The following is a 23,528-nucleotide window of genomic DNA, read 5'->3' on the forward strand; positions in this document are numbered from 1 at the left end:
CTTCGTCGAAGGGACGACGATGTTCCACGCGAGACGCGCTCTGAGGCCCCTGCTGATACCGCTCTTCGCAGGCCTCGCCCTCACCACGCTGCCCGCCACCGGCGCGCACGCCGCCTCGACGCTCACCAACGGCGGCTTCGAGTCGGACGGCACCGGCACCGCGACGCCGGCCGGCTGGTCCGAGTACGGCGACACCGGCGCCTCGTACACCGAGTCCGGCGGCCACAGCGGCAGTTACCGCCTGACCCACTACTCCGCCTCCGCGTACAAGGTGGAGACGTACCAGTACCTGTCGGGGCTGACCAACGGGAACTACAAGCTGACCGCCTGGGTCCGTTCCAGCGGTGGCCAGAACTCCGCGTACATAGCCCTGAAGAACTGCGGCAGCGCGGAGCAGCACACCGACCTGCCGGTGTCCTCCAGCGGCTGGATCCGGATCGTCACCCCGATCAAGGTCACGAACAACCAGTGCACGATCAGCATCAACTCCGATGCCCATGCGGGCAACTGGATCAACGTCGACGACCTCACCTTCGCCTCCGGCACGTCGAGCCTGTCCATCAAGGGCGCCGACATCTCGTCCCTCGCCAAGAGCGAGGCTCTGGGCGGTGTGTACAAGACCACCTCCGGCACCACCGGTGACGCGCTCGCCATCCTCAGGTCCGCCGGTATGAACTACGCGCGCCTGAAGGTCTGGGTCAACCCGGCCGACGGCTACAACAACAAGACCCGCGTCCTCGCGATGGCCAAGCGCATCAAGGCGCAGGGCATGAAGCTCCTGGTCGACTTCCACTACTCGGACACCTGGGCCGACCCGGGTGCCCAGACCAAGCCGGCCGCCTGGGCGGGGCACTCGTACAGCCGGCTGAAGACGGACGTCTACAACCACACGTACGACGTCCTCAACGCCCTGAAGGCGCAGGGCACCACGGCCGACATGGTGCAGATCGGCAACGAGATCAACGGCGGAATCCTGTGGTCCGAGGGTTCCACGAGCAACTGGCCGCAGCTCGCCGGTCTGCTCAACTCCGGCTACGACGCCGCCAAGGCGGTCTCCTCGTCCACCGTCGTGGCGCTGCATCTGGCGAAGGGCGGTGACAAATCGGGCACGGAGTGGTGGTTCGACAACGCGGTCGCCAACGGCATCAAGTTCGACGCCATCGGCCTGTCGTACTACGGCTACTGGCACGGCCCTCTCGCCGACTTCCAGACCACGCTCGACGATGCGGCCTCCCGCTACGGCAAGCCGGTGTTCGTCGCGGAGACCGCGTATCCGTTCCGCCTGGACAGCAAGGACTCGCTCACCAACCAGATCGACACCACCGGTGAGCTGGTGAACGGGTACCCGGCGACCACGGCCGGGCAGGCCGCCTGGCTGCGGGACGTGATGAACATCGTGGAGGCCGTCCCGAACGGCCGCGGTCTCGGCGCCTTCTACTGGGAGGCCACCTGGACCGCGGTCACCGGCAACGGCTGGGACCCGACCGACCCCTCCTCCGGCAACGGCTGGGAGAACCAGGCCATGTTCGGCTACGACGACAAGGCACTGCCCGCGATGAACTGGTTCAGCCACCGCTGAACCACCCGCAACACGAGGCCCGGCCGCCCGCGCGGCCGGGCCCGACCCCTGACCGCACCGTTCGACCCGGCCATTTCGGCCCGTTCGGATCTCGGCCCGGCACCGCACGACAGGCGAAAGTGGCCGGGAGGGCGGTACGGAGGGGACGAGATGCTGAAGACACCCGCGAGTGGGAAGCGGCTGCGGATCCTTGAATGGCTGAGGGACCCGGTCGCCCACTTCCCGCCGCAGCGCCACGGCGACCTCGTCGAGGACGGGGTGACGGCGGCGGCCGTCGCCGCGAAGCTCGGCGTGCCCCGGTCCGTCGCCGAAACCGATCTGCGCCTCCTCGCCGCCATCGGCCTCTTGCGCACCAAGAGGATCCGGCGGCGCACCTATTACCGCCGTGACGAGGTCCGTATCGCGGAGGTTGCGCGCATGTTCGAGAAGGGGTGGTAGCCGACGGCTCACAGAGGCACGCGCCTGCGAGGATGGGGTCGCCTCCGACAGTGAAGGGCAGGCGCACATGGACCGCCGCACGGCTCTCGTCCCACTCCGCTACGTCGCGATCGGCGGCCTGGGTCCGGAGGACGTGGTCGCCGATGCGCGCGGCCGGGTGCTGACCGGTGTGGAGGACGGCCGCATCCTGCGCCTCGACGGTCTGGCCGATCCGGCCCGGACCCGCATCGAGGTGCTCGCGGAGACCGGCGGCCGGCCCCTCGGCCTCGAACTCCTCCCGGACGGCGCCCTGCTGGTGTGCGACGCACACCTCGGGTTGCTGAGGGTCGACCCGGACGACGGCACCGTACGCATCCTCGCCGACTCGGTGGCGGGGGAGCCCCTGCGGTTCTGCAGCAATGCCGTCGCCCTCTCCGACGGCACGGTCTTCTTCACCGTCTCCAGCCTCCGCCACCCCCTGGAACAGTGGATCGGCGAGATGGTCGAACACACCGGGACGGGCCGGCTGCTGCGGCTGGCGCCCGGTGCCGACCGCCCCGAGGTGGTCCTGGAGGGGCTGCAGTTCGCCAACGGGCTCGTCCCGGGCAAGGACGAGTCCTTCCTGGTCGTGGCCGAGACCGGAGCCTGCCGGCTGACCCGCTACTGGCTCACCGGGACGAAGGCGGGCCGCGCCGAACCCTTCGTCGAGGGCCTCCCGGGCATGCCCGACAACCTCTGGCGCGAGGGACCCGACGGCCCGATCTGGGTGGCCCTGGCCAGCCCCCGAGTCCCCGCCCTGGACCTGCTGCACCGCGCGGCCCCGGCCGTGCGCCGCACCGCGGCCCGTGTCGCGGTGCGCGCTCCGTACCGCCCCGCGGCCACGGCAGGCATCCTGGCGGTCGACGACGAGGGGCGCATCCGCCGTCACCTGGCCCGCCGCCGCTCGGGCTTCCGGATGGTCACGAGCGCCTGTGTCGCCGACGGGCACCTGATCCTGGGCAGCGTCCTGGAGCGCGGTGTCGCCGTGTGCGAGCTGCCCGCGGGCGGCGACTGACCCGGGTGCGGTGCGCGAGCGCTCCGGTCAGGGTTACCCTTTTCCCCGGCCACGATCATGCATCGCGGCGCGGTGGTGGGGCCCGCCGTACCCGAACCGCGGCAGCACCGCCGCCAACGGTCCCTACTTGCGAACGAGCGTGCCCGTCCGTCAGGGCCCCTGCGAGTAGGAGAAGTACGTCCATGAGAGTCCCGCGCCCCAAGAGCGACGACCGGACCGGTGCCGCGGTGCCCGAGCCCGCCCGGCGGCCGTCGCCCTGGCAGGGGCAGGCCCCCGTCGTGGCGGTCGTCGCCGTCGGCGGCGCCATCGGTGCGTGCGCCCGTTACGGGGCTTCCCTGGTGTGGCCCGCGCAGACCGGCGGATTCCCCTGGGCCACCTTCTGGATCAACGTCGTCGGCTGCGCAGTGATCGGCGTCTTCATGGTGGTGATCACCGACGTGTGGGCGGCCCACCGGCTGGTGCGGCCCTTCTTCGGCACCGGTGTGCTCGGCGGCTTCACCACCTTCTCGACGTACGCCGTCGACATCCAGCGACTGATCGCCGCGGGTCACCCGCGCACCGCGTTCACCTACCTGTTCGCGACACTGCTCGGGGCCCTGGCGGCGGTGTGGCTCGCGATGACGGCCGCCCGTCGAGCCCTGGCGTGGCGGCAACGATGAACCAGAACCTTGGACCGGCCCCCGCGGAGGCGGCGATGACACGACTGACCGGAAGGGCCCTGCGGCTGACCGTCTTCATCGGCGAGCACGACCGGTGGCACCACAAACCCCTGTACGCCGAGATCGTGCACCGCGCGCACACCGCCGGCCTCGCCGGGGCAAGCGTGTTCCGCGGTATCGAGGGCTTCGGGGCCTCCTCGCTCATCCACACCTCGCGGCTGCTGTCGCTGAGCGAGGACCTGCCGGTGGCCGTCGTCATCGTCGACACCGAGGACCGCGTCCGCGCCTTCCTGCCGCAGCTCGACGAACTCGTCGCCGAGGGACTCGTGACGCTCGACGACTGCGAGGTCATCAGGTACGTGGGGCGCGGCGACGCACCGCGTGCGGGGGACGGGAAAGGTGAGAACTCGTTGTGAACTGGCTGCTGGTGATCATCGGCGCCATGGCCGGCGCCCCCCTGCGCTATCTCACCGACCGTGCGGTGCAGTTCAGGCATGACACCGTCTTCCCCTGGGGCACCCTGGTGGTCAATGTCACGGGCTGTTTCATCCTCGGCCTGCTGACCGGCGCAGCCTCGGCCGGTCATGCCTCACCGCACCTGCAGCTGCTGGTCGGCACCGGCCTGTGCGGCGCGCTGACCACATACTCGACGTTCTCCTACGAGACCCTGCAGCTGACCCGGACCGGCGCCGGGTTCTACGCTGCCGCCAACGTCGTCGCGAGCGTGACGGCGGGGCTCGGTGCGGCTTTTGCCGGAGTTTCGTTCGCCGAAGTCTGGTGAGACCCAGGTCCGCGGACGGCTCCCGCGCATAGTAAAAACGTCTCCAGCACCACCGTCTACAGCACTGTCGACCAACTCCTCAGAACTGGATCCCATGAGCGCCATCAGCCTCGGTCAGGCCGTCGTCCTCGGAATCGTCGAGGGCGTCACCGAATTCCTGCCCGTCTCCTCCACTGGCCACCTGAAGATCACCGAGGGGCTCATGAGCATCCCCGTCGACGACAAGTCCGTCGTCGGGTTCTCGGCCGTCATCCAGGTCGGCGCGATCGCGGCCGTGCTCCTGTACTTCTTCAAGGACATCCTGCGGATCGTCTCCGCCTGGTTCCGTGGTCTCACCAACCGGCAGGAGCGCCAGCACCACGACTACAAGTTCGCCTGGTGGGTGATCTACGCGACCATCCCGATCGTGATCGTGGGTCTTGCCGCCAAGAAGCTCGTCGAGGGGCCGCTGGGATCGCTGTGGGTGGTGGCCGGTTCGCTGATCGTCGGGTCCGGTGTGATGTGGGCGGCCGACCAGATGGGCCGGCACAAGCGCGGTGAGGACGACACCTCGTTCAAGGACGCGATGCTGGTCGGCTGCTCGCAGATCCTCGCCCTGCTCTTCCCCGGCTTCTCCCGCTCCGGCGCCACGATGTCCACCGCGCTCATCCTCGACCTGGACCGTGTCGCCGCCACCCGCCTGTCCTTCTTCCTCGGCATCCCGGCCCTCACCGGCGCCGGCATCTACGAACTGAAGGACGCGCTGGGTGCGGGCGTGGGCGCAGCGCCGCTGGCGGTCGGCACGATCGTGTCGTTCGTGGTCGCGTACGCCTCGATCGCGTGGCTGCTGAAGTTCGTCGCCAAGCACTCCTTCAACGCCTTCGTCGTCTACCGGATCGTCGTCGGTGTGGCGCTGCTCGGCCTGCTGGGGACCGGCGTCATCAGCAGCTGATCTGCGCAGGCCGTCAGCTGATCGCAGCAGATTGCCCAGGGGGCGTGAAGCCGATATACAGGCTTCGCGTCCCCTGAAAGTTTCCTTTCCGCACCCTTGACAGTCGCGTCCTGTTACCCGGAGGATCGCCCCGTGAACCTGTCAGACAGCCAGACAGGTGGTCCGGCACCGCGGCGCGTCAGCGCCATGGAAGCGGTACTCACCCACCTTCGCGGCGCGATCGAGCGCGGCGACTATGCGATCGGTGACAAGCTCCCCTCCGAGGCAGAGCTGTGCCGCACCCTGGAGATCAGCCGCCCCGTGCTGCGCGAGGCCCTGCGGGCCCTGCAGACCATGGGGCTGACGGTCTCCAGGACCGGCAAGGGCACCTTCGTCGTCGCCAACACTGTCGAGGACCCCACCTTCGGCGACTACGCGGCCAGTGACCTGCTGGAAGTGCGCCGCCACGTCGAGATCCCGGTCGCCGGGTACGCGGCGCAGCGCCGTACCCCGGAGAACCTCGACCACCTGGCTCACCTCCTGGACCGGATGGAGCGGGAGACCGACACCACCGCGTGGGTGGCGATGGACACCCTCTTCCACCTCGCCGTGGCCGAAGCCGCCCAGAACCCGGTGTTCCGCCGGGTGATCGAGGAGATCCGGGACGCACTGGCGCGTCAGTCGGCCTTCCTCAACGAGCTGGGCGGCCGGCGCGAGCAGTCCAACCGTGAGCACCGGGCGATCGTCGAGGCGCTGATCGACGGTTCCGAGAACGACGCGGTGGAGGCCATGTCCCACCACCTCGACCGCGTCGAGACGACCCTCACCGACATCGTGCGCCCCGCGCGCACGGACATCCCCACGGAAGGCGGACCCGAGGCGTGAGCGAGCAGCACCTCAAAGAAGAGACGCGCCCATCGTCCGGTCACGTCGACGCCGGCGACACGGGCTACAGCAAGTCCCTCAAGTCCCGGCACGTCAACATGATCGCCATCGGCGGCGCCATCGGCACCGGCCTCTTCCTCGGGGCGGGCGGCCGCCTCGCCGACGCCGGTCCCTCCCTCTTCGTCGCGTACGCGATCTGCGGCGTCTTCGCCTTCCTCGTCGTGCGCGCACTCGGCGAGCTCGTCCTGTACCGGCCCTCCTCCGGCGCGTTCGTCTCCTACGCCCGGGAGTTCCTCGGCGAGAAGGGCGCGTACACCGCGGGCTGGATGTACTTCCTCAACTGGGCGACCACCGGCATCGCCGACATCACCGCCGTGGCCACCTACACCCACTACTGGGGCATGTTCTCCGACATCCCGCAGTGGGTGATCGCGCTCATCGCCCTGGCCGTCGTCCTCACGGTGAACCTCATCTCCGTGAAGATATTCGGCGAACTGGAGTTCTGGTTCGCCATCGTCAAGGTCAGCGCCCTTGTGATCTTCATGGTGATCGGTAACTTCCTGCTGGTCACCCAGCACCAGGTCGACGGCAACACCCCCGGCCCGTCGCTGATCACCGACCATGGCGGCGTCTTCCCCAACGGCGTGCTGCCGATGCTGCTGATCATCCAGGGCGTCGTCTTCGCCTACGCCTCCGTCGAGCTGGTCGGCGTCGCCGCGGGCGAGACCGAGAACCCCGAGAAGATCATGCCGAAGGCGATCAACTCGATCATGTGGCGCGTCGGCCTCTTCTACGTCGGCTCGGTCGTCCTGCTGTCGATGCTGCTGCCCTGGAACAAGTACCACGCCGGTGAGAGCCCCTTCGTGACGGTCCTTTCCCACATCGGCGTCCCGGCGGCCGGCGGCGTGATGAACCTCGTCGTCCTCACCGCGGCCATGTCCTCGCTCAACTCCGGTCTGTACTCCACCGGCCGCATCCTGCGCTCCATGGCGATGTCCGGCTCGGCGCCGAAGTTCACGAGCGTGATGAGCCGCACCCAGGTCCCGTACGGCGGCATCCTGCTCACCAGCGGCATCTGCGTCCTCGGCGTGGGCCTCAACTTCGTGGTCCCGGCGGACGCGTTCGAGATCGTGCTCAACTTCGCGGCCATCGGCATCCTGTCCACCTGGGGCATGATCATGGTCTGCCACCTGCTCTTCTGGCGGAAGACCCAGAACGGCGAGCTGTCCCGCCCGAGTTACCGCCTGCCCGGCTCCCCGTGGACCGAGATCGTCACGCTCGGCTTCCTCGCCTCCGTGTTCGTCCTGATGTACGCCGACGGCGGCGCCGGCCGCACCACCGTGCTGTGCCTGCCGCTGATCGTCGCCGCCCTGGTGGCCGGCTGGTACGGCATACGAGGACGGGTCGCCCGTAGTAAGTCCTCCAAGGTGAATGTGTGAACCACGCAGTGATGTACGGAAGTCCCGTGGCCGAGGCTCCTGTGATCCGGGAACCCCTCCACGCACCGGTCGCCCACCTCATCCGCGGTGGGGTCATCGAAGGCATCCACTACGGCTCGGTCGTCGTCCTCGGCGCCGACGGATCCGTGGAGTTCCAGCTCGGAGACATCGAGGCCGCCTTCTACCCGCGCTCGGCGCTCAAGCCGGTGCAGGCGGTGGCGATGCTCCGGGCGGGGCTGCCGCTCGAGGGGGAGCTGCTGTCGCTGACCGCGGCCAGCCACTCCGGCGAGGAGCGGCATCTGGCCGGCACCCGACGGATCCTGGAGCTGGCCGGGGCCGGTGAGGACGACCTGCGCAACGTCCCCGACCTGCCGTACGACCCGGTCGTACGTGACGCATGGGTGCGCGAGGGGCGCCTGCCGTCCCGGCTTGCGCAGAACTGCTCCGGCAAGCACGCGGCCATGCTCTACACCTGCAGGCTCAACGACTGGCCGCTGAAGGACTATCTCGATCCGGCGCACCCGCTCCAGCGGGCCATCGCCGAGATCGTCGAGGACCTCACCGGCCAGGCGATCGCCCAGGTGACCGTCGACGGCTGCGGAGCGCCCCTGTTCTCCGTCTCGCTGCACGGGCTCGCCCGCGCCGTGGCCCGGATCACCACCGCACCGGCCGGCACCCCGGAGGCGCGGGTGGCGGACGCGATGCGTGAGCACGCCGAGATGGCCTCCGGCACCGGGCGCGACGTCGCGGCGCTGATGCGCGCCGTGCCCGGTCTGCTCGCCAAGGACGGCTTCGAGGGGGTGCAGGTCGCCGCACTGCCCGACGGCCGGGCCATCGCCGTGAAGATCGCCGACGGGGCGAACCGGGCCCGGATCCCGGTCGCCGCAGCGGCCCTCGCCCGCGCCGGAGTCGACCCGGCCGCGCTCGCCGAGTTCGCGGGTGAACCGCTGCTCGGCGGCGGCGAGCCGGTCGGCAGCGTCCGCCCGGTCCGTGCGCTCGACCCTCCCCCAAGCTCTCGGCTTCGCCCGAACGGGGGGCACCCCCATCCCCAGACGTACGCCTGACCGAATCGTCCACCTCCGAAAGAGGACCCGCACAGCCATGACCGCCGCAGCCCACCGCAGCGAACACGATCTGCTCGGCTACCGGGACGTACCCGCAGAGGCGTACTGGGGCATCCACACCCTGCGCGCCAAGGAGAACTTCCCCATCACGGGGACGCCGATCTCCGCGTACCCGCACCTGATCGACGCCCTCGCCGCCGTCAAGGAGGCCGCCGCCCTCGCCAACGAGGAACTCGGCCTGCTGGAGGCGAAGAAGGCCGCCGCCGTCGTCGAGGCCTGCCGCGAGATCCGAGACGGCAAACTGCACGACCAGTTCGTCGTCGACGTCATCCAGGGCGGAGCCGGCACCTCGACCAACATGAACGCCAACGAGGTCGTCGCCAACCGGGCGCTGGAGCTGCTCGGCCACGCCAAGGGCGAGTACGAGCACCTGCACCCGAACGAGGACGTCAACCTCGGCCAGTCCACCAACGACGTCTATCCGACCGCCGTCAAGATCGCCACGGTCTTCGCCGTGCGCGGTCTGCTCAAGGCGATGGCCGTGCTCCAGGACGCCTTCGCCCGCAAGGCCGTCGAGTTCCGCGATGTGCTGAAGATGGGCCGCACCCAGCTGCAGGACGCGGTGCCCATGACGCTGGGGCAGGAGTTCTCGGCGTACGCGGTCATGCTCGACGAGGACCGCAGCAGGCTCGCGGAGGCCGTCGAGCTGATCCATGAGATCAACCTCGGCGCCACGGCGATCGGCACCGGCCTCAACGCCCCCGCCGGATACGCCGAGTCGGCGCGCCGCCACCTCGCGGAGATCACCGGGCTGCCTCTGGTGACGGCCGCCAACCTGGTGGAGGCCACCCAGGACTGCGGCGCCTTCGTACAGATGTCCGGAGTGCTCAAGCGGATCGCCGTCAAACTCTCCAAGAGCTGCAATGACCTGCGTCTGCTGTCGTCCGGTCCGCGCGCGGGCCTGAACGAGATCAACCTGCCGCCGGTCCAGGCCGGTTCGAGCATCATGCCCGGCAAGGTCAATCCGGTGATCCCGGAGGTCGTCAACCAGGTCGCCTTCGAGGTGATCGGCAACGACGTCACCATCACGATGGCGGCGGAGGCCGGGCAGCTCCAGCTGAACGCCTTCGAGCCGATCATCCTGCACTCCCTCTCCGAGAGCATCACGCACCTGGAGCGCGCCTGTCTGACGCTCGCCGATCGGTGCGTCGCCGGGATCACGGCCAACGAGGCGGAGCTGCGGGCCGCCGTGGAGAACTCCATCGGCCTGGTCACCGCCCTCAACCCGCACATCGGCTACGAGGCCGCCACCGGCATCGCCAAGGAGGCCCTCGCCAGCGGACGCGGTGTCGCCGAACTCGTCCTGGAGAAGGGGCTGCTGCCCGCCGAGCGGCTGGAGGCGCTACTGCGCCCCGAGGTGCTCGCGGGCAGCGGTTCACCGGTGGTCTGACGGCGGCCGGCGCGTTTCCCGGGCGGCGGCCGACGGCTGCCGCCCACGGCGGGGAACAGCGGCCATGGCGTCATAGGATCCATCGCATGATCATGAGGTGCCTCGGATGAGCGATCCGTCCCGTGGGGCGGCACGATGGTGACCATGGCCCCGTCGCCGACCTTCCAGCCCGTGCTGGAACGTATCGCGGAAGAACTGGAGAAGACGCCCGGGCGCGGGCGGGCCGCCGACTACATCCCGGCGCTCGCCGCCCGCGACCCGCGCCGCTTCGGCATGGCGGTCGCCGAGCTGGACGGCACGGTGTACGGCGTGGGGGAGTGGCGGGAGCCGTTCTCCGCACAGTCCATCACCAAGGTGTTCACGCTCGCCCTCGACCTGGCCCGAGAGGGAGACGAACTCTGGGAGTACGTGGGCCGGGAACCGTCCGGCAACCCGTTCAACTCCCTGGTCCAGCTGGAGTATGAGAACGGCATCCCGCGGAATCCTTTCATCAATGCGGGCGCCCTCGTCGTCACCGACCGGCTGCACACCCGCACGGGTGACGCGGCCGGCACCCTGCTCGACTTCCTGCGGACCGAGAGCGGCAACCCGGACATCTCCTTCGACACGGAGGTCGCCGCCTCCGAGGCCGCGCACGGCGACCGCAACGCCGCTCTCGGCCATTTCATGGCGTCCTACGGCAACATCGACAACCCGGTGCCGGTGCTGCTCGAGCAGTACTTCCGGCAGTGCTCCCTGGAGGCGTCCTGCGCCGACCTCGCCCTCGCCACCGGCTTCCTGGCCAGGCACGGCGTCCGAGCCGACGGCACCCGACTGCTGACCCGCAGCCAGGCCAAGCAGGTCAACGCGGTGATGCTGACCTGCGGCACGTACGACGCGGCGGGCGACTTCGCCTACCGGGTCGGTCTGCCCGGCAAGAGCGGCGTCGGCGGTGGCATCATCGCGGTCGTCCCCGGCCGCTGCACGCTGTGCGTGTGGAGCCCCGGCCTCGACGAGCGCGGCAACTCAGTGGCGGGCGTCGCGGCGCTGGATCGCTTCACCACGCTGACGGGGCTGTCGGTGTTCTGAGGACCCTGACCGGGACCTCCGTGTCCCATGAGAGCCGTTGGTCATACGGCGGTCATGTTCAGGCCGCCCCCGCGAGGGACAGGCGTCGCTTTCCGGCCACCCGGTGTTGACACGCTTCCCGAGTGTTGGCCATGGCTTTTCCCGTCGATCTCCGCCGCTGCCAGGCGCTCGGTCTGGCCGGTACCGCCTTTCTCGCGTTGGGCGGTGAGACCGCCGGGGCCCTGCCGGTCGCGGATCTCGTCTCCCCCGAGTCCGGGCGCGCCGCCCTCGGACTCGTGGGGGTGTACTTCGGTGTCGTCCTGCTCATCGCCGCATGGGCGCTGCTCGGCCGGGTGATACGAGGACCGGAGCCGCCGACGCCACGCGCCCTGCTGCTCGTTCTGGCCACATGGGCCGCGCCGCTGCTGCTCGCGCCACCGCTGTTCAGCCGGGACGTGTACAGCTACCTCGCCCAGGGCGCCATGGTCGACGCCCACATCGACGTGTACGCGCACGGGCCCGCGCAGCTCGGGGGTCCACTGGCGGACGAGGTGGCGCCGGTGTGGCGCGACACCGCGGCCCCGTACGGACCGGTGTTCCTCGTCGCCGCCTCCGCACTCTCCGCCCTGACCCGCGGCGAACTGCCGGCCGGGCTGCTGGGCATGCGGCTGCTCGCGCTCCTCGGCGTGGCCCTGATGGCCGCGGCGCTGCCACGGCTCGCCCGGCAGTGCGGCGCCGATCCGGCCGCCGCACTGTGGCTGGGCGCCCTCAACCCGCTGGTACTGCTGCACCTGGTCGCGGGAGCGCACAACGACGCCATCATGCTGGGGCTGCTCGGCATCGGCCTGCTCGCCGCCCGTGGCCGCCTGCACATCCTCGGCGTCGTCCTGGTCACACTCGCCGCGCTGGTCAAGGCCCCCGCCGTGCTCGGCCTGCTGGCGGTGATCGCGTTGCGCCGACACGTCGGCGTCGCGCGGGCGGTGGCGACGACCACGGCGGTCGCGCTCGCCACCACGGTCGTGGCCACCGCCGTCGCCGGCACCGGATACGGCTGGATAGCGGCCCTGAAGACGCCCGTCTCCCCGCACAACTGGTCCCCCACCAGCCTCCTCGGCCGGGTCACCGGCAATGTGCTCGACCGGCTCGGCAGCGACCTCTCGCCTCTCGCGATCCCGGTCTGGCATGCGGCGGGGCTTTTCGCGACCATGGTTGCCGTGGCGTTCATATGGCTGAAACTACGACCCGGACCGATCTACGCGCTCGGTCTGAGCCTCGCCGCCGTCGCCGTCCTCGGCCCGGCGATCCGTCCCTGGTACGCCCTGTGGGGGCTGTTCCTCATCGCCGCCGCGGCACCCAGCACCTCCGTACGCCACCGGGTGGCCGCCGCCACCGCCGTCCTCGCGCTCGCCGTGCTGCCCAGCGGTGGCCCGCCGGACCTCGCCCAGGTGCTCCTGGCCGTCTCCGGCGGTGTCCTCGGCGTGGTCGTGCTCTGGCAGGCCCACCAGGCGGCCCGCACCCCGGCCCTGGGACGGGCCGCGTGAGACCACCCCGTACCGAGAGGGGACGGCTCGTCCTCGTCCTGTGCCTCGCCTCCGCCGTTGCCGTCTTCACCGCCACCGTGCCGCTGCTGCGCGGCTGGTTCGACCTGCACGTCTACTACGGAACCGTGAACGCCTGGGTGCACCACGGCGGCCACATCTATGACTACCGGGAGCCGGGCACGACGTACGGCTTCACATACCCGCCGTTCGCCGCGCTGGTCATGCTGCCGATGGCGTTCGTCGGCCGCCCCACCGCGATCGGCCTCGCACTGGTGCTCAACCTCGTGGCGGTCGCCGCCGTCGTGTGGATCCTCGTCGGGCAGGAACTTCGTCGCTACGGCTGGTTCGGCTGGGCCCTGGCCGCGTGTGCGCTGGCCCTGCTCGAACCGGTGCGCGACACCTTCAGCTTCGGTCAGGTCAACCTACTGCTGCTGGCCCTCGTGCTCGCCGACGCCTGGCTGCTGTCCACCGGGCGCGGGCGCCTGGCGGGCATCGGCATCGGCCTGGCGGCGGCAGTCAAGCTCACGCCCGCGATCTTCATCGGCCTGCTGTTGCTCGCCCGGAAGTGGCGGGCCGCTGCCGTCGCGACCGCCGTCGCCGTGGGCGCCACCGCGCTCGCCGTCTGTGCGGTACCGGACGCCTCCCGCTTCTACTGGACGCACGCCGTCTGGGACACCACCCGCGTGGGCCGCCTCGACTATGTCTCCAACCAGTCCCTGCAGGGCGTCCTCGCCCGCCTCGTGGCACCGGCCGAACCGAGCCGTGCCGCCTGGGAGCTGGCCGTCGTCCTGGTCCTGGCGGTGTGGGTGTGGCGCACGCACCGGGCGCTGCGGGCAGGTGACTGGCGGGCCGCCTTCGCGCTCACCGGCCTCGCCGCCTGCCTGGTCAGCCCGATCACGTGGGTGCACCATCTCGTGTGGCTGCTGCCGTCGTTCGCCGTGCTCGTGCACAAGGGACGGCTGCGGCTCGCGGGTGCCCTGTACGTGGTGCTGTGCAGCAGTGTGGTGTGGCTGTGGTTCGACGACGCGTCCGGGATCGACGGTTTCCTCGGCAGCAACGCCTACGTGTGGATCACCCTCGGGCTGCTGCTCTGGCTGCCGGCCGGTCAGCCGCGGGTGAGCCGCTCGCTCTTCAGCCGAAGTGCCAGCGCGACCGCGGTTCCCACGCCCACACCGACGGCACCCGCGAGCAGCTCTCTCTCCGGCCAGTCGGCCCCCTCACGGTCCGCCGCCGGCGTCGTCGTGGGCAGCGGAGCGGGACCGGTGCGCGATGTGGGCCCGCCGCCCCGGGAAGGCAGGAGCGAGCCGACCGGCGTGACACGTCCGGCAGCGTCGAACCCCCAGTCGAGCAGCAAGCGGGCCTCCTCGTAGACCGCGAGGCCGCCGCCCGTCTGAGGGTTCATCACCGTCACCACGAGGGTGCGCCCGCCCCGGCGGGCGGCGGCCACGAGCGTGTTGCCCGCCTTGCTGGTGTAGCCGTTCTTGATGCCGATCAGCCCCGGGTAGGCCTCGACACCGTCGCGGCCGGTCAGCAGCCGGTTGGTGTTCGCGATCTCGTACGAGCCGCCGTCGCCGGGGAAGTTCGCATGGGCCGTGCCGCAGTAGCGTGTGAAGTCGGGGTTCTGCAGCCCGGCCCGCCCGAACACCGCCAGGTCGTACGCCGAGGACACCTGCTCCGGGGCGTCGTACCCGTCGGGTGTCACGACATGGGTGTCGAGGGCGCCCAGCGCACGGGCCTTGGCCTGCATCTTATGGACCGTGGTCTCCATGCCGCCGTTGAGCGCGGCCAGCACATGCACGGCGTCGTTGCCGGACTTGAGGAAGACCCCCTTCCACAGGTCGCTCACCCGGTAGGTGTGTCCCTCCTTGACCCCGACGAGGCTGCTGCCGGGGCCGATGTCCGCAAGTTCCCGTTGCGTGACGGTGTGCCAGGTGTTGCCCGGCAGGCCGGGCAGGACGGTGAGGGCGAACAGAGTCTTCAGGGTGCTCGCGGGCGGCAGCGGGCGGTGCGCGTCGTGCGCGGCGAGCACCTCGCCGGTGCCGGCGTCGGCGACCACCCATGACAGTGCCGACACCTCCGGGACCTCGGGGGCCCCTGGGAGCGGCCGCACCTGCGTCCCGGGTTCGTCCAGGAGCGGCGGCTGTGGGGCCGTGGCACGGAGGGCATCGGAATCGGCGCGCGTGGCGGCGACGGCAGTGTGCGGCGGGAGGGCCGGCACCCAGACCGCGCCGAGAGCGCAGCAGGAGACGACGGCGCGGGTCACGAATCCGATGGTCATACCGGAAACGGTATGAATGGGATGCGTGCGTATGCCCGGCTATGGTGAGCCGAGTGGGGGGATCGTGCACCCGGATGACGCACGCCGGGGGGCCGACCGGGCGGCGTGTCAGCCGGCCGGCAGCGTGGGTTGGACCTGGCGCAGGAAGGTCGCGTTGTCGGGCGTGGTCCGCAGCCGCTCCAGGAGTGTCTCCAGGTTCGCCTGGCCGTCGCGTGACTGCAGGGCGCGCCGCAGTCCGCGTACCGCCGTCAACTCTCCTGCGGGCAACAGGAGTTCTTCGCGGCGGGTGCCTGACGGGATGATGTCGACGGCCGGGTAGACCCGCCGCGAAGCGAGGGCGCGGTCGAGGCGGAGTTCCATGTTGCCGGTGCTCTTGAGCTCCTCGAAGAAGAAGTCGTCCGCGCGGGAACCCGTCTCGACCAGCGCGGTGGCCAGGATGGTGAGCGAGCCGCCCTCCTCGGCCAGGCGCGCGGCGCCGAACAGCCGCTTGGGGCCCTGCAGGGCGGCCGCGTCGACGCCGCCGCTGAGCGTGCGGCCACCGGCGGCCGCCGCATTGTTGTGCGCCCGGCACAGCCGGGTCAGCGAGTCGAGCAGGATGACGACGTCCTGCCCCTGCTCGACGAGGCGCTTGGCGCGCTCGACGACCAGTTCGGCGAGTGCGATGTGCTGCTTCGGCGTACGGTCGAACGTCGAGGCGTACACCTCGCCGCGCACCGAGCGTCGCATGTCGGTGACCTCTTCGGGCCGTTCGTCGAGCAGCACCACCATGAGGTGGCACTCGGGATGGTTGCCCGCCACGGCCGCGGCGATCTGCTGGAGCAGCACCGTCTTGCCGGTCTTGGGCGGCGCCACGATCAGTCCGCGCTGCCCCTTGCCGACGGGCGAGAGGAGGTCGATGACCCGCCCGGACAGGCCGGCCGCCGGGTGTTCGAGTCGCAGCCGCTTGTTGGGGTGCAGCGGGGTGAGGTCGCGGAAGTGCGGACGGCCGCGCAACTCGCCGGAGGTGCGGCCGTTGATCCGCTCGACCTCGGTGAGGGAGCGTCCGGTGCGGGTGCCGACGAGCATGTCTCCCTTGCGCAGACCGTGGCGGCGGATCAGGGCGGGGGAGACTTGGAGGTCGGCGGGCGAGGCCAGGCAGCTCTCGGCGCGCAGGTGCCCCTTGCCGTTCTGGTCGATGTCAAGGACGCCGGCTACGGACTGGGGCGGGACTTCCTGCTGTACGGCAGGGCGTTCGAGTGTGGTGGTCATGGGAGGTCCTTTCACGGACGGAAGCCAGAAAGAAGGCAGGGAACGGGGGAGTGAGCCGAGGAGACGGCATGATCACGCCTCGGTACGGCGGGGAACATCACCTCGGGTACGGCGGAAACGTGCGCTCACGAGGTGGTGTCGGAAAACTGACACGCCGGTCGGGAAACGACGGGCAGATCAGCGAACTGAGGAGGAACAAGCACCGGCGCCCGAGACGGGGCGTACACAGGTGCTGCCCGCACTATAGCACTCGACGCGCAGGCGCGGGTGTGATGCGTTGCTCAGCGACGTTCAACGCGTTGCCGATGTCGTCTATTCCTGGCCCCGGCGCAACCGATCCAGGGATTGGGCACCATCACCCACCCGAAGGGCTTCGCCGAGATGCTGCGCAGCGTGCTGTGAGCGGGCAGAATCGATCGGCGTACGACGTCAACCCGACCCCCTCGAACAGGAGTTACCGGTGGGCACCTCCTCCGCCGCACCACACCGCATGGACCCCGCCGGCGGCTGCCCGCACGCCGACAACGCGCGGCTGCTCGCACAGGGGGCCGTCGCGCCGGTGGTGCTGCCCGGGGAGATCGAAGGGATGGCCGTACTGGGGCACGATGCGCTCAAGGAGTTCCTCGCGCATCCTGATGTCGCCAAGAATGCACGGCACTTCTCGGCCCTCGGTGAAGGACGGATCGCCGAGGGCTGGCCGCTCATGACATTCGCGACCGTGCAGGGGATGACCACCGCCGACGGCGACGACCACCGGCGGCTGCGGTCGCTGGTGAGCCGGGCGTTCACCGCCCGGCGGGTCGAGGAACTCCGGCCCCGCATCGAGGAGTTGACGGCAGGCCTGCTCGACGACCTGGACCGTGTCGCCGAGGCGGGCGGCGGCGTCGCGGACCTGCGCCGGCACTTTGCGCTGCCCCTGCCGATGGCCGTCATCAGTGAGCTGCTCGGCGTCGACGCCACGTACCGGGACCGGCTGCACCACCTGTCCAACCAGGTCGTGGCGACCGACATCGGTCCCCAGCAGGCCGTCGCCGCCAATCGCGAACTCGTCGCCGTCCTCGCCGAGATCGCCGCCGCCAAGGCCGAGCACCCCGGCGACGACCTCACCAGCGCCCTCATCACCACCCGGGACGAGGACGGCGACCGGCTCAGCCAACCGGAGCTGATCGGCACGCTGGTGTTGATGATCATCGCCGGGCACGAGACCACGCTGAACCTGATCACCAACGCCGTACGGGCGCTGTGCGGTCACCGTGACCAGCTCGAACTTGTCCGGAAGGGGGAGGTGAGCTGGAGCGACGTCGTCGAGGAGACCCTGCGCTGGGACGCGCCCGTCAGCTACTTCCCCTTCCGGTATCCCGTGCGGGACCTGACCGTGGACGGGACCGTCATCCCCAAGGGCACCCCCGTACTCGCCGGGTACTCGGCCGCGGGCCGCGATCCGGCCGTCCACGGCCCTGACGCCGACCGGTTCGACGTCACCCGGCCCGGGCGGCCCGGTGCCGCACGGAACCTCTCGCTCGGGCACGGTGCCCACTACTGCCTGGGCGCGCCGCTCGCCCGTCTGGAGGCCGGGATCGCTCTGGAGCGGCTGTTCACCCGCTTCCCCGGGCTGGCACTCGCCGTGCCCGAGGACGAGCTCGCCCGCCACTCCAGTTTCGTGGGCAACAGCGTGCGGGCGCTTCCTGTGAGTCCGCGGCCCTGAGCCGTATACCAGCCATACGAACCCCCGATGGCCCTTCGCCGGGCGGCGGAGAAAAAAATCAGCGCGGGGTGTCGATTCGGTGCGTCCCGGCTCGTCGGTGGGGTGTAGGAAGCCCATGAGGACCTGGAGGAACCATGAAGTACATGCTGCTCGTGTGCGGCGACGACACGGCCGACGCCTCCGGCATGGCGCCCGTCGAACCCTGGGTGGAGGAGCTGAGCGCCGAGAGCCGTGTGCGGCTGCACGGGCACCGGCTCAGGGCGCCCGCCGACGCGGTCACCGTGCGGGTGCGCGGCGGCGAGGTGCTGCGCACCGACGGTCCGTTCGCGGAGACGAAGGAGTACGTCGCCGGATTCGACGTCCTCGACTGCGACAGCCTGGAGGAGGCGGTCCAGGCGGCGGCCAAGCACCCGGTGGCGACCATCGGGGCGATCGAGGTGCGGCCGTTCTGGGACGACGAGGACGAGGATGCCGAGGCCGCGATCCGCCGCCTCGACGCTGAACTGACCGCCGCGGCCCGCGAACGGGACGTCGAGCGGATGATGGCCTGCTACGCGCCGGACGTGGAGACGTTCCACCCCGTGGGAGGTGAGGAACAGGTCGGGATCGGCGCCGTCCGCAAGGCGGTGGAGGGGGTGTTCGCGGCGGTGAGCGGACCCGTGTCCCGCGAGGTGCTGAAGTTCCGCGTCCATGTCGACGAGAGCGTCGCGTTCGCCCACGCGCTCATCCGGATGCGCGGCACCCTCACCAACGGCGAACCGCTGGACGACGTCATGCGCGTCACCATCGGCTACCGTTTCGCCGGACTGCGCTGGCTGATCACCCACATGCACGTGTCGCCGGTCCCGGTCGACGCCGGGACCACGAAGGAGGCGTCATGAAATACGTGCTGTTCGTCTGCACCCCCGTGGGCGGCGAGGAACTCGACGCCGAGGACATCCTCACGGACCCGCGCTCCGCCCCGTACCTCCGGGACATGCTCGCCGGCGGCGCGGTGCGGAGCGGCACCCGGCTGCGTCCGTCCACCGACGCCACCACGGTACGGGTCCAGGGGGACGAAGTGCTGCTGAGCGACGGGCCGTTCGCGGAGACCAAGGAGTACATCGCGGGCGTCGACCTCATCGACGTGGCCGACCTCGACGAGGCCATCGCACTCGCCGCACGCCACCCCGTCGCCCTGCGCGGCGGCTCGGTCGAGGTGCGGCCGGTCTGGGAGTGAGCGGCACGAACGACGTCGAGAAGGCGGTCGCCGCCGCCTTCCGCGAGGAATGGGGCCAGGTCGTCGCCACCCTGATCCGGCTGACCGGCGACTGGGACCTCGCCGAGGAGTGCGCGCAGGACGCCTTCGCGCAGGCCCTCGACCGGTGGCGGCGCGACGGAGTGCCGCGCCGCCCCGGCGCCTGGCTCACCACGACCGCCCGCAACCGTGCCCGGGACGTGCTGCGCCGTGAGGCGGTGGGCGCGCAGAAGCTGCGGGAGGTGGCCGTGCTCGCGCGGGACGAGGGACCGTACGACCCCGAGGACGACAGCGGCGTCCAGGACGACCGGCTGCGGCTCGTCTTCACCTGCTGTCACCCGGCGCTGACCGTCGAGGCCCGGGTCGCGCTGACGCTCCGTACTCTCGCGGGACTGACCACACCCGAGATCGCTCGGGCGTTCCTCGTCCCCGAGGCGACGATGGCGCAGCGCCTCGTCCGCGCCAAGCGCAAGATCCGCAACGCCGGAATCCCCTACCGGGTGCCGCCCGCGCACCTCCTGCCGGAACGCACCACGGGCGTGCTCGCCGTCATCTACCTGCTCTTCAACGAGGGGTACGCGGCCACGGCCGGTGCCGACCTGGTGCGGACGAACCTGTGCGGGGAGTCCCTTCGCCTGGCCCGTGTCCTCGCCGGACTGATGCCGGACGAACCGGAGGTGCTGGGCCTGCTGGCGCTCCTGCTGCTGCACGACGCACGGCGGGGGACCCGGGTCGATGCGGTCGGCGACCTGGTGACCCTGGAGGACCAGGACCGTACGGCCTGGGACCGGGCCGAGATCGACGAGGGCGCCGCGCTCCTGGAGACAGCCCTGCGCCGGGGCCGCCCGGGCCCTTACCAGATCCAGGCCGCCATCGCGGCCTGCCACTCGACCGCGGCCACGGCCGCGGACACGGACTGGACCGACATCGCGGCGCTGTACGGCGAGCTCCAGCGACACGTCCCCTCCGCAGTCGTCCGGCTCAACCGCGCGGTCGCCGTGGGCATGGCCGAGGGCCCGGAGGCGGGCCTGGCACTGGTTGCGGAGCTGGAGGGAGAAGGAGACCTGGCCGGGTACCACCTGCTCCCGGCCACCCGCGCCGACCTGCTGCGCCGCATGGGCCGTCGCGAAGAGGCCGCGGAGGCGTACGGGCATGCACTGGAGCTTGTGGAGAACGAGGCGGAACGACGGTTCCTCCAGCGGCGGCTGACGGAAGTGACTACCGGCCGTCCAGCGCGTTCGTGATCGCCTTGACCCCGCCGTGCGCAGCGTATCCGCCGTCCACGGTGATCTCCGCACCGTTCACATACGCCGACTCGTCGGACAACAGGTACACCACCAGCGGGGCCATCTCCTCCGTGGCACCCGCCCTGCCCAGCGGCTGCCGCCACGGTTCGCCCGGATTCTCGCGCGCACAACCTAAGTTGAGTGCGGGCTGGAAGGCGAAGAAGTTCGGCAGATACGAGCCGGGGCGGGCGCCGGGGGAAGTGACGAAGCCCTCCGGGCGGCCCTCGGGGGCCCAGATGTAGCGATGGTCGTCCGGGTCGTCCGCCGAGGCCCTGAACCACGGATGCTCGACGGAGGTGTGCCCGGCGACGAGATCGAGGAGGACTCGGATGCCGCGGCGGCGCGCCTCGTCGACAAGCTTCGCCAGGTCGTCGGCCGAGCCGTAGCGGGGAGCGACGGTCAGGTAGTCGGAGATGTCGTACCCCGCGTCGTGGAACGGGGAGACGAAGCAGGGGTTGTGAACTGCTGTCGATTGACTGCGCACGAGCGCGTTCTGGCGTGTGTGAGTGAGTGTCCGGGCCGCGGCGGGTGCGGATGTCCGGGGGTGGGAACGGAGGTTCCTGTGTCGAATGCGTGACCTTTGCGAGTGGTGGTCGTTGGGTGAGGCGGTGGGTTCTTCGGCTTGTGTCGTACGGGGGTGAAAGGGTGGGTGGGCTGCGGGAGTTGGCGGCGCCGTTCGTGGTGCCCGGCCCGTCAGGGGTCGCGGTCCGTGACCGGCTCAAGCACCTCACCGTCGAGGATGAGAAGGCACGGTGCTCGGCTGGGCTGGAGCACGACAGCGAACGGTGGGCCGAGCGCAAGCGCATCCTCACGGAACAGTCCTCGTCGCGTCCAAGTGGGGCATCGAGCACTGGCAGAAGCCCCTCACCACCAAGACCAGGAAGACCACTCGCCACGACGCGGCCGCCGTGGCGATCGGCAGGCGCGCCCTGGGGCACCCGATCCGGCGACGGACGAACACCGCCCCCACACGACCGGAGTGATCGTGCGGGGCATCGGACCGTCCAGGCCGACTCGGTTGCCCCGGGGCGTGAGGAAACCCGCCCCCGCGTTCCCGGACAACGGACACGATCCGTGCACGCCGGGCGTGGAGCGAAAGCGGGCGACCAGTGTGTCCAACACCGTTCGGGGCACACGGCTGAGCACGGGTTCTGGCAACAGGACTCACTCCCACTCAGTCCCTAGGAACGTTTGAGCCACACGGTGTCGACACCCAGCCAGGCGGGGGCGGGACGGAACGAAGTCATGAACCGGACCATACGGGACGGTGGAAGACCCGGCCGGGGCGCGTCGCCCCTTGACCGAAGATGATCCGGTTCGAACATTCGATGATGTTCCTGTCCCGGTACCTCGCACTGTGCCTAAGCTGACCCTGATGTTCTCCCCGCACGGTCCCACCCTCCGCGAGCTGGCCGTTCAGGCGCTGTCCTCGGTCGAGCGAGGCTACGACCTGCTCGCGCCCAAGTTCGATCACACCCCCTTCCGGACGCCGGACACCGTCCTGGACGCCGTCGAAGGGACGCTGGCGGCCCTGGGCCCCTTCGACCACGGCCTCGATCTGTGCTGTGGCACGGGCGCGGGCATGGACGTGCTGCGCACGGTCTGCCGCGAGAGCGTTACCGGCCTGGACTTCAGCACGGGGATGCTCGCCGTCGCGCGGGAGCAGATACGGTCCGACGGACCGCCGCGGGTCGGCTGGGTGCGCGGTGACGCCCGTGCCCTGCCCTTCGGCTCCGCCTTCGACCTGGTCGTGAGCTTCGGCGCCTTCGGCCACTTCCTGCCCGGCGAGCTGCCCTGTCTGTTCACGCAGGTCCACTCCGTGCTGCGGCCGGGCGGACGGTTCGCGTTCCCGGTCGTCGCCCCGCCGCGCCCGTCCTCGCCCTGGTACTGGGCGCTGCTCGGCTTCGACGCCACGATGCGCGTCCGCAACGCCCTCTGGCGGCCGCCGTTCGTCATGTACTACCGGGCGTTCCGCTTCGGTGACGTACGGCGTGAGCTGGTCCGCGCCGGTTTCACGGTGGAGCACCATGCGCTGCCGGACTTCGGCCACCGGCCCGACGGCAGTCCGCGTTGCCGGCTGATCGTGGCCCGCCGCGTCACTGCCGGCTGAAGACCAACGGCCGGCGCGGCTCTGCCGGCTGAAGACCAACGGCCGGCGCGGGTCAGCCGGCCGCGGGCAATGTGAACTCATAGACAAGCGGGTCGCGTTGGGCCTCCACCACGAGATCGGTGATCTCCAGCGGCCGGTTCCACTGGTCGTGCACCTGCCGGGTCACCCGCACCGACGGCGGCAAGGGGGTGATCGCGTCGCGGTGGTGCAGGGCCAGACCGGCGGTGCGCATCCAGTCGTACGCGCGCCACAGTTCTGCGGAGGCCCGGCCGTCCGCCCGGTCGCGGTAGCGCGCCAGTTCCGGCACCTCGGTGACGGCGACCGGGGAGAACGAGGTGACGGCCGTCCGTACGCCCGTCCCGTCCGCCGCGGCCGACGCGTAGCGGTGGACCAGGGTCGGCCGCCGGGGCGCAAGGTTCAGTGCGCGGGCGTGCTCGGGGGAGGGGACCTCCCAGGTGACGGTCGCCCGGCCCGGTTCGGTGTCGTGCGCCCCCACCGGAAAGGTCAGTGACGGGACGTGCTCGGCCGTGGCGCCGGGCAGCATCGCGTGGCTGCCGCGCCGGTCGGTGACGACCAGGCCCCCGCGTCGCAGGATCTGCAGGGCCTGGCGTACGGTCGTCCGGCTGACCCGGAAGTGCGCGGCCAACTGGCGTTCTCCGGGCAGCCGTTCGCCGGGCGGAATGCTGCCGTCGTGCAGTTCGCCGAGCAGTTCCGTGGCGATGCGCCAGTAGAGCGGCTCCTCGCGCGGGCGGGGGTGAGGGTGGTCGGATCGGGTGGTGCGGGCCATGTCCGCGCCTCCTGGTGACAAGACGTAGCTGTGCGGAATCGGTGCGCGACC

General features: G+C 70.6%; 21 protein-coding genes and 3 pseudogenes. 20 read left to right on the plus strand and 4 right to left on the minus strand.

What is annotated here, in order from left to right:
* Nucleotides 1-19: 19 nt before the first annotated feature.
* The 14 genes from ABT186_RS29260 (at nt 20) to ABT186_RS29325 (ending at nt 14,196) form a co-directional block, all read left to right on the plus strand.
* The gene (locus ABT186_RS29260) at nt 20-1,579 is read left to right on the plus strand and encodes a glycosyl hydrolase 53 family protein (protein ID WP_351229315.1); all 1,560 of its coding nucleotides are present in this window, start codon (nt 20-22) and stop codon (nt 1,577-1,579) included.
* 150 nt (nt 1,580-1,729) lie between these two features.
* On the plus strand, nt 1,730-2,017 hold the full coding sequence (locus ABT186_RS29265; protein ID WP_351229317.1) for an ArsR family transcriptional regulator: 288 nt from the start codon (nt 1,730-1,732) through the stop codon (nt 2,015-2,017).
* Between the two features lie 67 nt (nt 2,018-2,084).
* Nucleotides 2,085-3,050, plus strand: coding sequence for an SMP-30/gluconolactonase/LRE family protein (locus ABT186_RS29270; RefSeq protein WP_351927585.1), 966 nt, complete (start codon nt 2,085-2,087; stop codon nt 3,048-3,050).
* A 182-nt stretch (nt 3,051-3,232) separates the two neighbouring features.
* Nucleotides 3,233-3,709 (plus strand): fluoride efflux transporter CrcB, encoded by a 477-nt coding sequence (gene crcB / locus ABT186_RS29275; protein ID WP_351229321.1) that lies wholly within the window; start codon nt 3,233-3,235, stop codon nt 3,707-3,709.
* A gap of 35 nt (nt 3,710-3,744) precedes the next feature.
* A complete protein-coding gene (locus ABT186_RS29280) occupies nt 3,745-4,125 on the plus strand; it encodes a DUF190 domain-containing protein (RefSeq protein ID WP_351229323.1) in 381 nt (126 codons plus the stop codon).
* Nucleotides 4,122-4,490 (plus strand): fluoride efflux transporter CrcB, encoded by a 369-nt coding sequence (gene crcB, locus ABT186_RS29285; RefSeq protein ID WP_351229325.1) that lies wholly within the window; start codon nt 4,122-4,124, stop codon nt 4,488-4,490. The genes ABT186_RS29280 and crcB (ABT186_RS29285) overlap by 4 nt, the downstream gene beginning before the upstream one ends.
* Nucleotides 4,491-4,584: 94 nt before the next feature.
* Nucleotides 4,585-5,421 carry an undecaprenyl-diphosphate phosphatase gene (locus tag ABT186_RS29290; protein WP_351229326.1) on the plus strand — a complete coding sequence of 279 codons (837 nt, stop codon included), beginning with the start codon at nt 4,585-4,587 and terminating at the stop codon, nt 5,419-5,421.
* Between the two features lie 186 nt (nt 5,422-5,607).
* On the plus strand, nt 5,608-6,285 hold the full coding sequence (locus ABT186_RS29295) for a FadR/GntR family transcriptional regulator (RefSeq protein ID WP_351229355.1): 678 nt from the start codon (nt 5,608-5,610) through the stop codon (nt 6,283-6,285).
* Nucleotides 6,282-7,724, plus strand: a complete 1,443-nt coding sequence (locus ABT186_RS29300; protein WP_351927587.1) for an amino acid permease — start codon at nt 6,282-6,284, stop codon at nt 7,722-7,724. The genes ABT186_RS29295 and ABT186_RS29300 overlap by 4 nt, the downstream gene beginning before the upstream one ends.
* A gap of 11 nt (nt 7,725-7,735) precedes the next feature.
* Complete coding sequence (locus ABT186_RS29305) at nt 7,736-8,788, plus strand: asparaginase (RefSeq protein ID WP_351229357.1); 1,053 nt, start codon at nt 7,736-7,738, stop codon at nt 8,786-8,788.
* A 37-nt stretch (nt 8,789-8,825) separates the two neighbouring features.
* Nucleotides 8,826-10,238 (plus strand): aspartate ammonia-lyase, encoded by a 1,413-nt coding sequence (gene aspA / locus ABT186_RS29310; protein ID WP_351229329.1) that lies wholly within the window; start codon nt 8,826-8,828, stop codon nt 10,236-10,238.
* Between the two features lie 144 nt (nt 10,239-10,382).
* Nucleotides 10,383-11,306: a glutaminase gene (locus ABT186_RS29315; protein ID WP_502973360.1), complete on the plus strand. Its 924-nt coding sequence runs from the start codon at nt 10,383-10,385 to the stop codon at nt 11,304-11,306.
* 131 nt (nt 11,307-11,437) lie between these two features.
* The gene (gene mptB / locus ABT186_RS29320) at nt 11,438-12,826 is read left to right on the plus strand and encodes a polyprenol phosphomannose-dependent alpha 1,6 mannosyltransferase MptB (RefSeq protein WP_351229333.1); all 1,389 of its coding nucleotides are present in this window, start codon (nt 11,438-11,440) and stop codon (nt 12,824-12,826) included.
* Nucleotides 12,823-14,196 (plus strand): glycosyltransferase 87 family protein, encoded by a 1,374-nt coding sequence (locus ABT186_RS29325; RefSeq protein WP_351927589.1) that lies wholly within the window; start codon nt 12,823-12,825, stop codon nt 14,194-14,196. The genes mptB and ABT186_RS29325 overlap by 4 nt, the downstream gene beginning before the upstream one ends.
* An 80-nt stretch (nt 14,197-14,276) precedes the next feature.
* Here ABT186_RS29325 and ABT186_RS29330 read toward each other — a convergent pair.
* Together ABT186_RS29330 and rho are read right to left on the minus strand one after the other, a co-directional pair.
* Nucleotides 14,277-15,104 (minus strand): annotated as a pseudogene (locus ABT186_RS29330) (D-alanyl-D-alanine carboxypeptidase family protein); the annotation flags it as partial.
* A gap of 108 nt (nt 15,105-15,212) precedes the next feature.
* On the minus strand, nt 15,213-16,352 hold the full coding sequence (gene rho / locus ABT186_RS29335) for a transcription termination factor Rho (RefSeq protein WP_351229337.1): 1,140 nt from the start codon (nt 16,350-16,352) through the stop codon (nt 15,213-15,215).
* A gap of 490 nt (nt 16,353-16,842) precedes the next feature.
* On the opposite strand from rho, the gene ABT186_RS29340 reads away from it, so the two are divergent.
* The 4 genes from ABT186_RS29340 (at nt 16,843) to ABT186_RS29355 (ending at nt 20,538) form a co-directional block, all read left to right on the plus strand.
* Nucleotides 16,843-18,057: a cytochrome P450 family protein gene (locus tag ABT186_RS29340; protein ID WP_351229359.1), complete on the plus strand. Its 1,215-nt coding sequence runs from the start codon at nt 16,843-16,845 to the stop codon at nt 18,055-18,057.
* A gap of 134 nt (nt 18,058-18,191) precedes the next feature.
* Complete coding sequence (locus ABT186_RS29345) at nt 18,192-18,938, plus strand: SgcJ/EcaC family oxidoreductase (protein WP_351229339.1); 747 nt, start codon at nt 18,192-18,194, stop codon at nt 18,936-18,938.
* Nucleotides 18,935-19,276 (plus strand): YciI family protein, encoded by a 342-nt coding sequence (locus tag ABT186_RS29350; RefSeq protein WP_351229341.1) that lies wholly within the window; start codon nt 18,935-18,937, stop codon nt 19,274-19,276. The genes ABT186_RS29345 and ABT186_RS29350 overlap by 4 nt, the downstream gene beginning before the upstream one ends.
* Nucleotides 19,273-20,538, plus strand: a complete 1,266-nt coding sequence (locus tag ABT186_RS29355) for an RNA polymerase sigma factor (RefSeq protein WP_351229343.1) — start codon at nt 19,273-19,275, stop codon at nt 20,536-20,538. The genes ABT186_RS29350 and ABT186_RS29355 overlap by 4 nt, the downstream gene beginning before the upstream one ends.
* On the opposite strand, the pseudogene ABT186_RS29360 reads toward ABT186_RS29355, so the two are convergent.
* Nucleotides 20,513-21,037 (minus strand): annotated as a pseudogene (locus ABT186_RS29360) (SDR family oxidoreductase); the annotation flags it as partial. The gene ABT186_RS29355 and the pseudogene ABT186_RS29360 overlap by 26 nt on opposite strands.
* 373 nt (nt 21,038-21,410) lie before the next feature.
* On the opposite strand from ABT186_RS29360, the pseudogene ABT186_RS29365 reads away from it, so the two are divergent.
* Both ABT186_RS29365 and ABT186_RS29370 read left to right on the plus strand, forming a co-directional pair.
* A pseudogene (locus ABT186_RS29365) lies at nt 21,411-21,765 on the plus strand (IS200/IS605 family accessory protein TnpB-related protein); the annotation flags it as partial.
* A 190-nt stretch (nt 21,766-21,955) separates the two neighbouring features.
* Complete coding sequence (locus tag ABT186_RS29370) at nt 21,956-22,690, plus strand: class I SAM-dependent methyltransferase (protein ID WP_351229361.1); 735 nt, start codon at nt 21,956-21,958, stop codon at nt 22,688-22,690.
* Nucleotides 22,691-22,742: 52 nt separating this feature from the next.
* Here the strand turns inward: ABT186_RS29370 and ABT186_RS29375 are convergent, their stop codons facing one another.
* Complete coding sequence (locus ABT186_RS29375) at nt 22,743-23,477, minus strand: GntR family transcriptional regulator (RefSeq protein ID WP_351229345.1); 735 nt, start codon at nt 23,475-23,477, stop codon at nt 22,743-22,745.
* Between the last annotated feature and the right edge of the window lie 51 nt (nt 23,478-23,528).

The sequence above is a fragment of the Streptomyces sp. NPDC001634 genome (assembly GCF_040298185.1).
Classification (GTDB): Bacteria; Actinomycetota; Actinomycetes; order Streptomycetales; family Streptomycetaceae; genus Streptomyces.

Bases quoted from the DNA above. Each gene is read 5' to 3' on its own strand.
- ABT186_RS29345 (WP_351229339.1), top strand. From the start codon at position 18,192: ATGAAGTACATGCTGCTCGTGTGCGGCGACGACACGGCCGACGCCTCC.
- ABT186_RS29370 (WP_351229361.1), top strand. From the start codon at position 21,956: ATGTTCTCCCCGCACGGTCCCACCCTCCGCGAGCTGGCCGTTCAGGCG.
- ABT186_RS29270 (WP_351927585.1), top strand. From the start codon at position 2,085: ATGGACCGCCGCACGGCTCTCGTCCCACTCCGCTACGTCGCGATCGGC.
- ABT186_RS29265 (WP_351229317.1), top strand. From the start codon at position 1,730: ATGCTGAAGACACCCGCGAGTGGGAAGCGGCTGCGGATCCTTGAATGG.
- ABT186_RS29350 (WP_351229341.1), top strand. From the start codon at position 18,935: ATGAAATACGTGCTGTTCGTCTGCACCCCCGTGGGCGGCGAGGAACTC.
- ABT186_RS29305 (WP_351229357.1), top strand. From the start codon at position 7,736: ATGTACGGAAGTCCCGTGGCCGAGGCTCCTGTGATCCGGGAACCCCTC.
- ABT186_RS29315 (WP_502973360.1), top strand. From the start codon at position 10,383: ATGGCCCCGTCGCCGACCTTCCAGCCCGTGCTGGAACGTATCGCGGAA.
- crcB (WP_351229321.1), top strand. From the start codon at position 3,233: ATGAGAGTCCCGCGCCCCAAGAGCGACGACCGGACCGGTGCCGCGGTG.
- ABT186_RS29290 (WP_351229326.1), top strand. From the start codon at position 4,585: ATGAGCGCCATCAGCCTCGGTCAGGCCGTCGTCCTCGGAATCGTCGAG.
- aspA (WP_351229329.1), top strand. From the start codon at position 8,826: ATGACCGCCGCAGCCCACCGCAGCGAACACGATCTGCTCGGCTACCGG.
- ABT186_RS29295 (WP_351229355.1), top strand. From the start codon at position 5,608: ATGGAAGCGGTACTCACCCACCTTCGCGGCGCGATCGAGCGCGGCGAC.
- mptB (WP_351229333.1), top strand. From the start codon at position 11,438: ATGGCTTTTCCCGTCGATCTCCGCCGCTGCCAGGCGCTCGGTCTGGCC.
- ABT186_RS29375 (WP_351229345.1), bottom strand. From the start codon at position 23,477: ATGGCCCGCACCACCCGATCCGACCACCCTCACCCCCGCCCGCGCGAG.
- ABT186_RS29260 (WP_351229315.1), top strand. From the start codon at position 20: ATGTTCCACGCGAGACGCGCTCTGAGGCCCCTGCTGATACCGCTCTTC.
- ABT186_RS29280 (WP_351229323.1), top strand. From the start codon at position 3,745: ATGACACGACTGACCGGAAGGGCCCTGCGGCTGACCGTCTTCATCGGC.
- ABT186_RS29340 (WP_351229359.1), top strand. From the start codon at position 16,843: ATGGACCCCGCCGGCGGCTGCCCGCACGCCGACAACGCGCGGCTGCTC.
- rho (WP_351229337.1), bottom strand. From the start codon at position 16,352: ATGACCACCACACTCGAACGCCCTGCCGTACAGCAGGAAGTCCCGCCC.